Raw genomic sequence first — 15,116 nt, 5'->3', positions numbered from 1 at the left:
TTCTCAGCCAGCGCCAGCCAGCAGTTCGCGCAGCCTGGCCTTGAGAATCTTGCCCGACGGCGCGGCCGGCAGGTGGGCCACGACGCGAACCTCCGCCGGGATCTTGTACGGCGACAGCCGCTCGCGCAGGAAGGCCCGCAGCGCGGCCTGGTCCACTTCCATGCCGTCTCGCACTTCGACAAAGGCAATCACTTCCTCGTTGCCTTCCACCGCGCGCCCGACCACCGCCGACTGCAGCACGGCCGGGTAGGCGTTGATCGATTGCTCGACCTCCTCCGGGTACACGTTGAAGCCGGAATGGATGATGATTTCCTTCGAGCGTCCCACGATGGACACCGCGCCGTCGGGGTCGATGCGCGCCAGGTCGCCGGTATGCAGCCAGCCGCCGGCGCCGATCACCTGCGCGGTCAGGTCGGGGCGATGGTAGTAGCCCTTCATCACATTGGGGCCGCGCACCAGCAACTCGCCGCTGCCGTCGGGCTGGGGCTCGCCCAGGCGGATCTCCACCTCGGGAACGGCCGGGCCCACCGAGCAGTCCGTGCGCGGCGCGTCCACCCGCGTCTGGCAGACAGTGGGAGAGGTCTCGGTCATGCCGTAGCCATTGTGCAGCACAAGCCCGAAGCCGGCTTCGAAGGCAGCCTTGAGCGAGGCCGTCAGCGGTGCGCCGCCCGATTGCGCCATGCGCAGTGCCGGGGCCTTGAGCGGGCTGGGCTGGGTCCGGTTCCATTCGATCAGCTTGGCATACATGGCGGGCACGCCGTGCAGCACGGTGAGTTCTTGCTCGATGAGCGCGTGCGCCAGCTTTTCCGGGCGGAAACGCGGTTCGTAGAAGACCGTGGCCCCATTCGACAGTGGCCCGACCAGCAGCACGGACAGGCCATAGACATGCGAGATCGGCAGCACGCCGTAGACGCGGTCGCCCGGTTGCACGCGCGCCTGCAGGCGATTGGAGCGGCCGATGAACATCAGGTTGGCATGCGTGAGCATCACGCCCTTGGCGGCGCCGGTGGTGCCAGTGGTGTAGATGAGCGCGGCAACCTGGTCGCGCGCCTCGGCTTGCACCGGTTCCGCCACGGCTGCCGGGTCGGGCGCGCCGGTCAGCAGGCGGCCCACATGCGGCCACTCGACCGCCTGCGCGCCACGCGCCAGGCCATGCTCGCGGGCTTCCGGATAGGCGCTGTCGAGATAGAGCGCGATGCGCGCGCCAGCGTGCCCGACGATATTGTCGATCTCGCGGGAGGACAAGCGGGCGTTGACCGGCACGGCCCAGGCATCGAGCGAGCTCAGGGCCAGGATCAGCACCGCGCAGCCTACGCTGTTCTCGGTCACCAGCACCACGCGATCGCCGCCGCGCACGCCCAGGCCCGCCAGCGCGCGGGCGGTTTCGGCGATGGCGCCGTCCAGCTCGCCGTAGCGCAACGATCGCTCGGCATCCATCAGGGCTACGCGCTCGGGATGGCTGCGGACCCAGGGGGCGATGGTCTGGTGCAGGCGGGTGAATGCGGCGGGCGGGGAGGCGAGGGCGGCAGCCGGCGCATGCGCGCCGGGCGCAAGGGTACTACGCATTACGGTCTCCAGGTAAGGCTTCCGGCGTAGGCCGCCGGATTTTTCGATGCGGAATAGTCCCACCGATCGCCTTGCGCGTCAACCGCACCGTGGAACCACTGTTCTGCTATGCAGAACAGTGGCGCTGGCAATGGAAATTCGGCCGCTTCCCTGCCGCCAGCGTCTTCAAAACTGAAAACGCGCCACCCCGGCCGTCAGGCCCGCGGCCTGCTGGTCCAGGCTGGCCGCCTGGGCCGTGACGGCTTCGACCAGCTCGGCGTTCTGCCGGCTGGTCCGATCGAGCTGGGTAACCGCGTCGCCGACCGAACGGATGCCGCGCGCTTGTTCATCGGCCACGCCGCACAGCCGCTCCGCCAGTGCATGGCTCTGCCCGACCGCTTGCTCGATGCCGCCCATGGCGCTCACCACCTGTCCGCTCAGGCGCGCACTGCGCGCAATCTCGGCGCTGGCCTGGCCGATGGTGGCGCGGATCTCGCGCGCCGAGTTCGCGCTGCGCTGCGCCAGTCCGCGCACCTCCTGGGCTACCACGGCAAAACCGCGGCCCGCCTCGCCGGCGCGCGCCGCCTCGACGGCCGCGTTCAGCGCCAGGATATTGGTCTGGAACGCGATGCCCTCGATCACCGAGACCATTTCCGCGACGTTGCGCGAGTGGTCGTGCACGGCCGCCATGGCGCCGCTCATCTCGCTGACCACCGCCATGCCGGCTTCGGTGGCTTCGCGCGCCTGGCGCGCCATTTCACTGGATTCGGTAGCCTGCTCGCGGGCTTGCCCGACCAGCGAGGTCAGGCTGTCCACACTGGCCGCGGCGGCGGACAAGGCCGCGCCCTGCAGCGCGGTCCGGCTGGACAGGTCGTGGTTGCCGGCGGCAATGCTTGCGCTGGCCGCGACGATTTCCGCGGCCGAGACCTGGATGCCTTCCAGCACGCCGGCCAGTTGGTCGCGCATGCGGGCAAGCAGGCACATCAGGCTGCGGTCGTCACCGCGGCGCAACGCGATCGCCTGCCGCAGGTCGCCCGAAGCGATGCGGTTGGCCACCTTGGCCGCATCCGCCGGCTCCCCGCCCAGCTGCGACAGCAGCCAGCGCGAGGCAAACCAGGCCAGCGCCGCCGCGGCCGCCAGGCTGGCCACCAGCATCCCCACCATCAGGGCCTGGGCGCGCAACTGGCTGGCTGCCACCGTGGCAACCGTATCCGCGGCCTGCCGTTCCTGCTGCTTGCGCGTGACTTCCACCAGGTCCGCCAGCTTCTGCAACTGCTCGCCAAGAAAATGGCCATCGACGGAGACCGCGCTGTCGAACTGCAAGGCATCCAGCGGCTGCTTGCGCAGCAGGGAGACATAGTCACGCAGCATCGCCGCGGCGGCGTCCCGTTCACGCCGCAATGCCGGCGCCTGGGCAGGGGTGGCCGTGTGGACGATGGCCAAGGCATGGTCGAGCCGGGCGAGCGCACTGTCGATATCGGTTACCGCCTCGTCGCGCTCGCTGCCGCTGGTGGCCATGGTCAGTGCCAGTTGGGCACGCCCCAGCCGCGCCAGCGCCGATTGCGCGCGCTCGGCGGCGATCGCGCCCTGCATGTCGCGCTGATAGAGCGTGTCTGTCATATCCTTGACCGAGACCAGGCTGAAGATGCCGGTCAGTCCGACAACGGCGCCAAACACGTAGACCAGCGCGAACGCCAGGCACATGCGCGCGGCGAGCGGAAGCCGTCCCAGCCAGGCTGGCATGCGCCACTCCGCGCGGCGGGGAAGACCTGGCTTGATGGTTTGCAACACGGTGATACTCCGATGGACCGGGCGGCCCACTTGCTGACCCTGGGGAGCCATCATCCCCGGCGCCGGGTGCCTTGCGCATTGAGCGTTGTGGCCTGGCGCTGCTTGCTTCGGCATCGGGTGACGGCATGACTGGTTGTGAGGCGCATGCTGGCGATCAATTGTGACGAAACCATGACATCCCAGCCGGGCGCGGGGGTAATCGCTCTTGTCATCCGCTTGACACATTAATGACATGAAATAGACGCCAAGTCACATCGACCCACCAGCATTGCGCGCCTGGCGCCGCGCTTCTCCCTGTCACGTTCACTCCGTCCATGCAGACTGCCTCTCCTTCGGCCGGCGTGCCCGTGCCGCGGCTGCGCTTGCCGCCGCTACACGCCGTATTCCAGCCCATCGTTGCCTTCGGCAGCGGCGAGGTGCTGGGCTACGAGGCGCTGGTGCGCGGGCCAGCCGATTCGCCGCTGGCCATGCCGGATGCGCTGTTCCGGCTGGCCGGTAATGAGGAGGAGACCGTAGAGATCGAATTGCAGGCAGCGCGCATTGCCTTGTCCACCTGCGTGGCGCGTGGGTTGGGCGGCAAGCTGTTCCTCAATTTCAGCACGATGGCGCTGCGCCATCTGCTTGCCGACGGCGGCCACGCGATGGCGGCACTGGCCGCGAACACCATCGCGCCCGAGCGGGTGGTGATCGAGGTGACAGAACAGACGCCGATCGAGGACGCGGAGCGCTTCGGCCAGGCCATGGCCGTGCTGCAGGAACTGGGCATGCAGTATGCGCTGGACGATTTCGGTACCGGCCATGCCAATCTTGACCGGCTGCTCCACCTGGCACCGCACTACATCAAGCTGGACAAGTCGCTGGTGCGCGGCATCGGCACTTGCTCGCGCCGGCTCGAGGTGGTACGCACCGTGCTCGCCATGGTAGATGCGCTTGGCGGCACGGTGATCGCGGAAGGTATCGAGGATGCCGGCGAACTGGCGGTGCTGCGCGACCTCGGCGTGCCCTTCGGGCAGGGCTACTACCTGGGCCGGCCAGACTCGCTGCCGGTTGTGGAAGTCGCACCGCAAGTCAGGCAGGCGCTGGTATCCAGCCAGATCGCCGTGTTTCCGCAGGCGGTGCGCTCGGCCCGCCCCGGCGTGCTGGCGGGCCAGCTGTTGCGGCCCGGCCCGACTGTCGGCCCCGCCACCAGCAACAACGAACTGCTGGCGCTGTTCCATGCGCACCCGCAACTGCACGCGGTCGCCGTGGTGGGCGACGACAGGCAGCCGCTAGCCATCATCAACCGGCACTACTTTATCGACCGCTTCGCGGTGCCCTTCCACCGGGAGCTATATGGCAGGAAGGCCTGCATCGCCATGGCCAACCAAGCGCCATTGTGCTTCGACAAGGGCGCAAGCATCGAGGAAATGGCGCAGGCGCTGTCGGGCGAAGACCAGCGCCCGCTGGCCGATGGCTTCATCGTCACCGAAGGCGGACGCTACGCGGGCCTCGGCACCGGCGCCGACCTGATCCGCGCGGTGACGGAGATCCGCATGGAAGCCGCGCGCTACGCCAACCCGCTGACGTTCCTGCCGGGCAATATGCCGCTCAACCGGCATATCGACCGCCTGCTGGAGGCAGGAGCGGAGTTTCACGCCTGTTATGTCGACCTCAATCATTTCAAGCCCTACAACGACCAGTACGGCTACTGGAAGGGCGACGAAATGCTGAAGGGCGCGGCTGCCATCCTGACGCAAGCCTGCGACCCGGCGCGCGATTTCCTGGGCCACGTGGGGGGCGACGACTTCCTCGTGCTCTACCAGAGCCGGGACTGGGAGGAACGGGCCCGCACGGCGATCGCGCGCTTCAATCGCGCGGCGCGCGAGATGTATGCCGAGGCCGACCTCGCGGCCGGGGGCATCCGCGGCGAGGACCGCGCAGGCCGGACGGTGTTTTTCCCCACGGTGACGATGGCGGCCGGCGCCGTACGCGTCAGGCCGTGGGGCCCGGAAGGCATCGCCGGCCTGCGCCGCCTGGGCAGCAGCCATATCGGCGCGGCCGCTGCGGCGGCCAAGCGCGAGGCCAAGAAGGCTACCAGCGGCTTTGTCGTGATCGACCTGCGGGAGCTGGCGCGAAGCGGGCGGCTCTCGGCTTGAGCAGCGCTCAGCCGGCGCCAGGCGGCGGCAGCCGCTCCATCTCCAGGCCGACTTCGTCGAGCCGGTAGCCCTGGCCATAGACCCCGGAAATGACCACGCCGTGGCGCGGCTTCAGGGCAAGTGCCCTGCGCAGGCGCGACACCAGGCTGGCCAGCGAGCGCGACATCGGCGGCAGCGGACAGCCCCACACCGCGCGTTCGATATGGGCATGCGACATGACATGGCCCACGTTGCCGAACAGCAGCACGGCGAGCTCGAACTCCTTGGAGGTGAGCGCTACCGGCCTGCCCTCGAAGGTTGCCTGATGCGACAAGCAGTCCAGCGCATAAGGCCCGACCGTGACAGCCGGATGCCACGCTCGCGGGTGCGGGGCAGTGCGGCGCCGCAGGGCATGCAGCCGGGCCACCAGTTCGCGCGAGCGCAGGGGCCGGATCATGTAGTCGTCGGCGCCCGCGTGCAGGGTGTCGACGACCGAGTCTTCGTCGCGCTTCTCCGAGAGCACCATGACCGGCGTCTCGCAACGGTACACGCCGCGCACCGCGCGCACGGCTTCCACGGCGGGCATGTCCGCCAGTTCGTGGTCGATCAGCAGCACGTCGTAGCCGGAGCGGTCGATACCATGGAACAGCTCCCTGCTCGCATGATAGGTATGGCAGGACACGCCGGCGCGGGACAGGGAGTCCGCGATGGCCTTGGCCTGGACCGATCGGTCCGCTAGCAATGCGATCTTCATCAGGATTTCCAACTGGCGTTCGGGCAAATGGCGGGCAGGGCGGGCAGGCGCATGCATCTGCCGCCCGGCCAGACGGGCTGCCAATGCGGTTGAGCCGGGGCTCCCGGCCTGCCACGGGCAGCATAGCCGCAGGGGCGCATCGCTGACGTTCGGACGCGTCTGCAATCACTTGCAGACGTTTCCCAACGCAGATCCGGTCGGTGGCGAGGGCGTACGCGCCAGCGCCCGGATTGCTGCGCCGCACGCACACTTTTTGTCCAGAATTGACGAATCGCGTTATCCACAGCTTTTGTGGATAACCGTGCCATGCGTTCCGCGTTTGGCCAATGGTGGCCGTTCTGTATCGGACTGCCTATTTTTTGCACAGCCGGGCGGCTGGCTTCGCCGGTGCCTCGCTTCGCGCGGCAAGATGGCCGGGCCGTGCAGCGATGGCGCCGCGTAGAATGGGGGCGCCCAGCCGGTCGGGACCGGGCCCGAAGAGCGGGCCCGGCACTCGCCGTCGCGGTGGATCGTTCTGATCTGGGCTTGCCTCCCCGCGCGACGGATGGATCGGGGGCCAGTGGTTCCTCAGAAAACCGGCCTTCCGGTCAATGGATAATTCGGGTCGCTGTACCCATGCGTGGAAGCATGTCCGGGCCGCACCAGCGCATCCACCATGGTCTCCTCCTCAGCGGAAACGGCCACGCCGACAGCACCGAAATAATCCTCGAACTGCGCCAGCGTACGCGGCCCGGCAATCACGGAACTCACGATCGGATTGGCCAGCACCCAAGCGGTGGCAAACTGCCCGAGCTTGAGCCCGCGCGCCTCGGCATGCCGCTTGAGCGTCTGCGCGATGACCAGCGATTCCTCGCGGAACTCGGTCTCCATCATGCGCCGGTCCGCACGGCCGGCACGGGACTCCTGCGGGGGTTGCTGGCCCGGCAGGTATTTGCCGGTGAGCACGCCGCGGGCGATTGGGCTGTATGGCACCACGCCAAGCCCGAAGTGCTGGCACGCGGGAAGAATCTCCACCTCGGGCATGCGGTTGAGCAGGTTGTAGTAGGGCTGGCAGACCACCGGCCGCGGCGTGCCCAACTGATCGCACAGCCGTGCGATTTCGGCGATGCGCCAGCCGCGGAAGTTCGACACCGCCCAATAGCGGATCTTGCCCGCGCGCACCAGGTCGCCCATGGCACGCACGGGCTCCTCGAGGTTTTCGCCGGGGAAGTCGCGGTGCAGATAGAGAATGTCGAGATAATCGGTGTCCAGGCGGCGCAGGCTTTCCTCCAGCTCGCGCAGGATCCATACGCGCGAGTAGTGCGAGTGGTTGGGCGTCGGCTGCATCGGGTTGCCCAGCTTGCTGGCCAGGATCCAGTCGTGACGGTCGGCAGCCAGCAGCTTGCCGACCATGCGCTCGGCGCCGCCCTTGCTGTAGACGTCCGCGGTGTCGATGAAATTGACGCCGTGCGCGCGAGCGCTGCCGATAATGCGGCCGGCCTCGGCTTCGTCGGTCTGGTCGGCAAACATCATCGTGCCCAGGCACAGGGCCGATACCTTCAGGTTGCTGGCGCCCAGGCGCCGGTATTCCATCTTGAACTCTGACATTGCGATCATCCTTGGTAAGCCGGGCAGGCGCATCCGGGCATGCGCGTACAAGCCCGAGACGTCTGGACACGTTCCGGTGCGAAAGCCTGAAAGCTTACCGCTTGCGGGGAAATTCCGCTGGCCCGGGCACAGATCAATGCCCCTGGACCGCGCCTATGCCAGAATGCTAGCCATTGTGGTCCGGCGCCGCCTGGCGAAATCTTACGATCATGCTCAGCCTATCCCTAGTCGCGGCGATCGTGCTGGTGTTCCATCTGCTCGGCGTCGTCGCCGCGCTGCACGCGGTGATGACCGTGCGTACCGCCCCCGGCGCCATTGCCTGGGCAGGCTCGCTGGTGATGATGCCGTATTTCACGCTGATTCCGTACCTGATCCTGGGCAGCAGCAGCTTCGCCGGCTATGTCAACGCGCGCCGCTTCAACAACGACCGCCTGCGCGAGGTGACCCACGTCATGGATGCCGGCGAGCGCGCGGCACGTGATGCCAGCGTGGTGCATGCGCCCACCCAGGCCTGCCTGCGCGCCTTGCCCCGGCTTACCGGCATGCCGTGCCTGACCAACAACGCAGTGCGGCTGCTGGTCAATGGCGAGGCTACCTTTGCCGCGATCTTCGCCGCCATCGCCGCCGCGCGGCAGATGGTGATCGTGCAGTTCTTCATCGTCCACGACGACGATCTCGGCAGGCAACTGGAACGCTTGCTGTGCGAGCGCGCCGCCGCCGGGGTGAAGGTCTATTTCCTCTACGACAGCATCGGCTCGCATGCGCTGCCGGGCGATTATGTGAAGCGCCTGCTGGCCGGTGGCGTGGAGGCCCGGGCTTTTGCCACGCGGCGCGGCTTCGTCAATCGTTTCCAGCTGAACTTCCGCAACCACCGCAAGCTGGTGGTGGTGGACGGCGAATGCGCATTTACCGGCGGCCACAACGTGGGCAACGAATACATGGGCCGCAAGCCGCCGCTGGCGCCGTGGCGCGACACCCATATCGAGATCCGCGGCAGCGCCGTGCTGGACTTGCAGATGGTCTTCGCCGAGGACTGGTTCTGGGCCGCGCGCGAGGTGCCGGCGCTGTTGCCGCCACCGGCCGCGCCGGCCGGCGGCATGACCTGCCAGGTAGTGCCGTCCGGTCCCGCCGACGCGCAGGAGACCTGTTCGCTGTTCTTCGTCGAGGCGATCCAGGCAGCGCGCTGGCGGGTGTGGATCACCAGCCCGTACTTCGTGCCGGACGAGGCCGTGTCCGCGGTACTCCGGCTGGCGGTGCTGCGTGGGGTGGATGTGCGCATCCTGTTGCCGGCGCGGCCCGATCATCTCGTGGTGTTCGCAGCCTCCACGCTGTATGCGTATCAGGCCATCTGCGCCGGCGTACAGATCTATCGCTACCAGCCGGGCTTCCTGCACCAGAAAGTCATCCTGATCGACGATGAAGCCGCTGCGGTGGGCAGCGCCAATCTCGACAACCGTTCGTTCCGGCTCAACTTCGAGCTGATGGTGATGACCGCGGACCGCGGCTTCGCCGCCAGCGTGACGCACATGCTGGAGCAGGACTTCGCGCAGGCCCGGCTGATCGAGCGTAACGAATACCTGGGGGCGCCAAGATTGCGCAAGGTGGCGATGCACGTGGCCACGCTGTTTGCGCCCATCCTATAGCTCTGCCTGCTCCGCCTGCTTCGACGGGGCTGTCTGCCAGTCACGCCGCATGATGATGTAGGTGAAAGAGGTCGACCAGCCGATCAGGATCAGGCCCACCAGCGGTTCGATGCTGGCGATCAGGCGCGTGGCGCCGACCGGGAAGATGTCGCCCAGGGACTGGGTAGTGTAGGTTTCCAGCGAAAAATAGACATAGGTGATGGGCAGGACTGTGTGCGTGCCGCTCAAATCGCCCAGTTTCAGCACATGAGCCGCGAACCAGTAGCCGAAGGCGAACACGATGGCTTCAAGGCAATGGGCAAGGATAATGCAGACGATCAGTACGCCCACGTTGACGCGCCCGGTCCAGCGGCGCGGATTCATACCGGACAACAGCCGCAGCGCCTCGTAGTGGATGGCAACGACAGTCACCGTGAGGATGCTGGCGCAGGCCAGTGCCAGCAGATCGTGCGCGGTGACTTCCATCGGTATTCTCGCTCCAGTCGGGATGGTTGCCGCTGCGTGCGGCATGGCGATAGTGACCGCCCCGGCAGCCCGGATGTTCCCGCGAAGCCCAGGCGCACGCGGTAACAAACTGCTTGGAATGTAACGGGGGATCACGGGGGACGCCAGGCCGCCGCCAGGTGCGAGGCAAGGCGAGCGGGGACCGGGCTAGCGGAGCTGATTCCAATGCAATGTGGCACCCCCGTGATCATCGGCACGCTGGTGTGGGCTGCCATGCACCTGGACAGCTTGGCTTCCCTTCGGCACAAAGTGAAAGTGCCATACCACCAAGGCCCGGACTGGTCTCAATCGAACTCGACGTAGATCTCGCCCCGCGGCCCGTCATACCCGAGCCGGGGAATCTTGCCGTGTTCGCGGCTGCTGCGCGCAAGGGCGCGGAGTTCGGCCTGACGGGCCGGCTCGCGCAGGTTACGGCGTGCCCTGGTGTTGATCTCGCTGGGCCCGCATTCTGGATTGTCGCAGCCGTACAGTACCCACTGACCATAGCTGCCCCGACGGGTCCTGGTTTCCGCCGGTGCGCCACAAAGGGGACAGGTATCTGTTTTTTCCTTCATTGCAGGAATTTGTCGCAAACTGGGCCGCGCGGCCGGAATGACGAGCATGGCCCGCAACCGCCGCCAATCATCCCGATTTCGCCGAAAATGGCCGGCTGGCAAGGCCGCGTGCGCGTCACCCGACATGCCATACCCCAGTCTGCGCAGTTCGCGGCCACGCTGCTTCCCCTCTTGAGAGGGGGGTAGTGGCAATAAAAAAGACATGATCTCCATCCTGGCTGCTACATAGGCAATATCGATGCCACCAGCAGCATTTCCAGCACTTTCGCCATCGGCGGCGTGCCGTCGCCAAGCCGCCAGGCCGGATTGCCAAGCCGCACAGGCGCGGCCATACTGGCTCTTCCGCAGAGTCATGTGCCCGAACGCCACCCAACGCCGATGCGCCAAGACCCTCCCGACCCGTCAGTCAATCGGCAGCCGCAGGAACCCCATTCGGTTCATGGCCATGCCGACGACCATCATCACGATCACGGCCATGACCACGGCGGCAGCACGCTGTCCGAAATGGACTTGCGCGTGCGCGCGCTGGAGTCCCTGCTGGTGGAGAAAGGCTATGTCGACCCCGCCGCGCTGGACCTGCTGATCGAGACCTACGAGCAGCACATCGGTCCGCGCAACGGTGCCCGCGTGGTGGCCAAGGCCTGGACCGACCCGGCCTACAAGGCCTGGCTGCTGGCCGACGCCACCGCGGCGATCGCCTCGCTGGGCTTCACCGGCCGCCAGGGGGAGCACATGCTCGTGCTCGAGAACACGCCTGCCGTCCACAATATGGTGGTGTGCACGTTGTGCTCCTGCTATCCGTGGCCGGTGCTCGGCCTGCCGCCGGTCTGGTACAAATCGGCGCCGTACCGCGCCCGCGCGGTGATCGACCCGCGCGGCGTGCTGCAGGATTTCGGTTTCACGCTGCCCGGGGAGGTGCGGATACAGGTGTGGGACTCCACCGCGGAGCTGCGCTACCTGGTGCTGCCGAGACGCCCGGCCGGCACCGAGGGCTGGAGCGAGGCAGCGCTGGCGGCGCTGGTCACGCGCGACGCCATGATCGGCACCGGCCTGTTGCCCGACGTGGCGGCGGCCACTAGCGCGAAGGAGCCGCAATGAACGGCGCCCAAGACCTTGGCGGCATGCAGGGCTTCGGCCCGGTACGCCCTGAACCCGGCGAAGCGCCGTTCCACGCCGAATGGGAGCGCCGCGTGCTGGCGCTGACGCTGGCCATGGGCGCGGTGGGCAAATGGAATATCGATACCTCGCGCGCCGCCCGCGAAAGCCTGCCGCCGGCGCAGTACCTGGGCAGCAGCTACTACGAGATCTGGTTCGAGGGGCTCAAGGCCCTGCTGCTCAAGAGCGGCCTGGCCAGCGCGGAAGAAATCGCTGGCGGCCGGTCCGCCACGGCACCGGTGGCGCTGGCCCGGGTGCTGGCGGCGGAGCAGGTCGGCCCCGCGCTGGCACGCGGCACGCCCAGCGCCCGGCCGGCGCCCGGCGAGGCGCGCTTCCGGGTAGGCGACCCTGTGCGCACCCGCCAGATGCACCCTGCCGGCCACACCCGGCTGCCGCGCTATTGCCGTGGCCGGCAAGGCGAGATCGTGGCCGTCCACGGCGCCCATGTGTTCCCGGATGCAAGCGCGGCCGGCGCGGGAGAGCAGCCGCAATGGCTCTATACCGTGCGCTTTGCCGCCACGGAATTGTGGGGCGCGGATACCACGGCGGATTCGGTCAACGTGGATTGCTGGGAGCCCTACCTGGAGAATCCCGAGGACCGTGCCGGCAAACCGCCGGCGGAGGCTGCCCATGACTGAACCGGCAATCGCGGCGACCACGCCGGAAAACCTGCGGGCCATGCGCTCGGCGCTGCCGGCCCTGCCTTGCGACAGCACCGGCCCGGTCTTCCGCGAGCCCTGGGAAGCCCAGGCTTTTGCCCTGGCGCTGGCGCTGCATGAGCGGGGCGCCTTTACCTGGCCCGAATGGGCTGCCAGCCTTTCCCAGGTCATCCGCGACGCCCAGGCAGCGGGAGACCCCGACAACGGCGAGCATTACTATCACTTCTGGCTGACCGCGCTGGAGCGGATCAGCGCCGCCAAGGGCCTGGTGGACAAGGCCGCGCTGCTGGACCGGCGCGGTGCCTGGGAGGCCGCTGCCCGGCGCACGCCGCACGGTCAGCCCATCGAACTGGGCTGACGCCGGCGCGGCGCCATGCAGGATCAATCCTGAGCATCGCGCCACGCAAAACAGTGTTGCAGCCACGGCGCTTGTGGCGTGCCAGAAGATCCACTTAGCATCTCGTTGCGCAGTGCACATGGCCGATTTCCAGGGCCGGACCTCAGGGTTCGGAGCAGGCGGCGGCGCAAGCCCGCATGTGCGTTGCCTGCGATACGCGCCCGCTCGTGCTACCTTAGCGGGCTAGGCGCTGCCAAGCGCCCGATGCCGTGCCGGTTGGCCGGCGCAAATATCCGACTGACATGAATGACACAGAAATCCAGCTGATCGGCTCGGCCCGCCTGCCGACCCGCTTTGGCAACTTTACCGCCCACGCTTTCAAAGGCGCCGTTTCGGGCATCGAACACCTTGCGCTCAGCGTTGGCGATATCACCGGCGAAGCGGTGCTGACCCGCCTGCACTCCGAGTGCCTGACCGGCGATGTCTTCGGCTCGTGCCGATGCGACTGCGGCGAGCAGCTCGACCTTGCCATGAAGAAGATTGCCGAAGAAGGCCGCGGCATCCTGCTCTACCTGCGCGGGCACGAAGGGCGCGGCATCGGCCTGGGCCACAAGATCCGCGCCTACGCGCTGCAGGACGAGGGGCTGGACACGGTCGACGCCAACCTGGCGCTGGGCCAGGAGATCGACGCCCGCAACTATGCCTTCGCCGCCGACCTGTTGCACCAGTGGGGCGTCAAGTCGATCCGGCTGATGAGCAACAATCCCAAGAAGAAGCAGGCGCTGGAAGCGGCCGGCATCAAGGTGGTGGAACAGATGCGCCACATCGTCCCGTCCAACGCGGAAAACGAGAAATACCTTGCAACCAAGCGGTCGAGGATGGGGCATTTGCTGGATTGAGACGCGACGGCTGCGGCTCGGATAGTCCAGGGTGCGACGTGTCCGGGCATCCGCCCGGGGTGGGAAATATAAGGGATGAACTTGGTGCGCGATGCTCTTCGGGTGCAGTACGAGATGCGCATGAGATGCTAGAAGCGCACAATTTGGCAATGCAAACTGCGTTCCCGGGATACACTTTCAGGTCAAAGCCACTCATTCAGCCGCTTTCCGACATGCTTGCCCAGATCCGACGCAGTTGCGGTGACAGTTTTGCGCACCTCCGCCGTGTGCTCGCCAAGGAGATTCATCTGGATGTGCGCCAGCCGGCGCAGGTAAAGCGCATCCACCTGATGGGATGGCTCGCCTTCATCGGCTATCCGCTGTTCTATGTCATCTGGAAATACTGGTTTCCGCAGCCTTACGAGAGCCTGACACTCCGGCTGCTCGCCATGGTGATCTTCGCGCCGCTGATCCTGACTGGGAATCTGCGCGACCGTAAATGGCTGCCAGCCTATTTCTTCATCACGCTGACGTATGGGCTATCCTTCCTGTTCGTCTATCTGTACCTGATGAATCACGGCAATCTGGTATGGTCCCAGTCGCTGGTAATCGCCGTCTTCATCCTGTTCAATTTCAGTGGCTGGGTAACTGGTGCCGCGTCGCTCGCACTGGGAACCGCGGTGGCCTGGCTGGTCTACCGCTATGTCACACCGACACAAGCCTCGCCACTTGAGGTGAACTGGCTGATGGAATTGCCTATCATCGGGTTCACCATCTGTACTGTCGCAGTGCTCAAGATCGACAGGCACATCCTGATCCAGGAGAAACTGGATGGCATGACGATCGCCCTGTGTACCGTAGCACACGAGTTGCGCACGCCGATTCGCAGCATTGGTGCCACGGCGCTGGGAATGGGACGTTATTTGCCGGCACTGATCCGCTTCTACGAGGAAAACGAAACACGCGCAAACACCCTGAATCTGCCTCCCGGGCATTTCGCCTTGCTTAAAGATGCACTGCCGCGTATCCAGCTTGAGGTCGACCGCATGAATCACGGCATCGACGTGCTGCTGGTGAACGCACGCGTTGGTGCGGCTCAGGCGCCAGCCGACGAATTTCCGCTAGCCAACGCCGTGAGTGAGGCACTGGCGCGCTACCCCTTCGAGGCGGGTCAGCGCGAGCGCGTCCACGCCGAGATGACCGAGGATTTTGCGATCCGAGCCGATCAGAAGCTGCTGGTGATGGTATTGTTCAACCTGCTCAAGAATGCCTTGCATGCGATAGCCCGCGCCGGCCATGGCGAGATCCGGCTGCGCACCGAACGGGGCAGCCGGCGCAATCGCCTGGTGTTCCGCGATACCGGCACGGGGATCCCCCAGCGGGAGCTGGCATCCATCTTCAAGCGCTTTCACACCTACCCGCGCAACGAGGGCACCGGAATCGGCCTGGCCTTCTGCAAGGAAACGCTGGAAGCCTGGGGGGGCCGTATCCACTGCCATTCGGTCGAGCACGAATACACCGAGTTCGTGCTCGAGTTCCCGCCGGTCATGGCCGCCGCGCCGGCCCAGGATGGCGCCGGCGCGGCAGGCTGAGAG

General features: G+C 66.7%; 13 protein-coding genes. 7 read left to right on the top strand and 6 right to left on the bottom strand.

Going from position 1 to position 15,116, the window contains the following annotated elements:
- Positions 1–3: 3 nt before the first annotated feature.
- Complete coding sequence (locus AC3FOF_RS22060; protein ID WP_488727790.1) at positions 4–1,566, bottom strand: class I adenylate-forming enzyme family protein; 1,563 nt, start codon at positions 1,564–1,566, stop codon at positions 4–6.
- A gap of 165 nt (positions 1,567–1,731) precedes the next feature.
- Complete coding sequence (locus AC3FOF_RS22055) at positions 1,732–3,288, bottom strand: methyl-accepting chemotaxis protein (RefSeq protein WP_488727789.1); 1,557 nt, start codon at positions 3,286–3,288, stop codon at positions 1,732–1,734.
- A gap of 362 nt (positions 3,289–3,650) precedes the next feature.
- On the opposite strand from AC3FOF_RS22055, the gene AC3FOF_RS22050 reads away from it, so the two are divergent.
- Positions 3,651–5,471, top strand: a complete 1,821-nt coding sequence (locus tag AC3FOF_RS22050; RefSeq protein ID WP_488727788.1) for a phosphodiesterase — start codon at positions 3,651–3,653, stop codon at positions 5,469–5,471.
- A 7-nt stretch (positions 5,472–5,478) separates the two neighbouring features.
- On the opposite strand, the gene AC3FOF_RS22045 is transcribed toward AC3FOF_RS22050, so the two are convergent.
- Positions 5,479–6,204: a response regulator transcription factor gene (locus tag AC3FOF_RS22045; RefSeq protein ID WP_488727787.1), complete on the bottom strand. Its 726-nt coding sequence runs from the start codon at positions 6,202–6,204 to the stop codon at positions 5,479–5,481.
- Positions 6,205–6,771: 567 nt separating this feature from the next.
- Positions 6,772–7,791, bottom strand: coding sequence for an aldo/keto reductase (locus tag AC3FOF_RS22040; protein ID WP_276268880.1), 1,020 nt, complete (start codon positions 7,789–7,791; stop codon positions 6,772–6,774).
- A 209-nt stretch (positions 7,792–8,000) separates the two neighbouring features.
- Here AC3FOF_RS22040 and cls point away from each other — a divergent pair, with 209 nt between their 5' ends.
- Positions 8,001–9,434: a cardiolipin synthase gene (gene cls / locus AC3FOF_RS22035; RefSeq protein ID WP_430869707.1), complete on the top strand. Its 1,434-nt coding sequence runs from the start codon at positions 8,001–8,003 to the stop codon at positions 9,432–9,434.
- On the opposite strand, the gene AC3FOF_RS22030 is transcribed toward cls, so the two are convergent.
- Positions 9,429–9,899 carry an ion channel gene (locus AC3FOF_RS22030; protein ID WP_017230940.1) on the bottom strand — a complete coding sequence of 157 codons (471 nt, stop codon included), beginning with the start codon at positions 9,897–9,899 and terminating at the stop codon, positions 9,429–9,431. The genes cls and AC3FOF_RS22030 overlap by 6 nt on opposite strands.
- Positions 9,900–10,222: 323 nt before the next feature.
- Positions 10,223–10,846: an Ogr/Delta-like zinc finger protein gene (locus tag AC3FOF_RS22025; protein WP_488727786.1), complete on the bottom strand. Its 624-nt coding sequence runs from the start codon at positions 10,844–10,846 to the stop codon at positions 10,223–10,225.
- A 24-nt stretch (positions 10,847–10,870) separates the two neighbouring features.
- On the opposite strand from AC3FOF_RS22025, the gene nthA reads away from it, so the two are divergent.
- From nthA to AC3FOF_RS22000, 5 genes are all read left to right on the top strand, one after another.
- A complete protein-coding gene (gene nthA / locus AC3FOF_RS22020) occupies positions 10,871–11,590 on the top strand; it encodes a nitrile hydratase subunit alpha (protein ID WP_488727785.1) in 720 nt (239 codons plus the stop codon).
- On the top strand, positions 11,587–12,285 hold the full coding sequence (gene nthB / locus AC3FOF_RS22015; protein ID WP_488727784.1) for a nitrile hydratase subunit beta: 699 nt from the start codon (positions 11,587–11,589) through the stop codon (positions 12,283–12,285). The genes nthA and nthB overlap by 4 nt, the downstream gene beginning before the upstream one ends.
- Positions 12,278–12,664, top strand: a complete 387-nt coding sequence (locus AC3FOF_RS22010) for a nitrile hydratase accessory protein (RefSeq protein ID WP_276268876.1) — start codon at positions 12,278–12,280, stop codon at positions 12,662–12,664. Before nthB ends, AC3FOF_RS22010 begins: the two co-directional genes overlap by 8 nt.
- A 281-nt stretch (positions 12,665–12,945) precedes the next feature.
- Entirely contained in the window at positions 12,946–13,542 is a 597-nt protein-coding gene (ribA, locus tag AC3FOF_RS22005; protein WP_017229782.1) for a GTP cyclohydrolase II, read from the top strand.
- A gap of 125 nt (positions 13,543–13,667) precedes the next feature.
- Positions 13,668–15,113, top strand: a complete 1,446-nt coding sequence (locus AC3FOF_RS22000; protein WP_488727783.1) for a sensor histidine kinase — start codon at positions 13,668–13,670, stop codon at positions 15,111–15,113.
- The last annotated feature ends 3 nt before the right edge of the window (positions 15,114–15,116 follow it).

The sequence above is a fragment of the Cupriavidus sp. 96C5-1 genome (genome assembly GCF_057798855.1).
The sequence above is the reverse complement of the archived record's forward strand: the minus strand, read 5'-3'. Positions and strand labels throughout refer to the sequence as shown.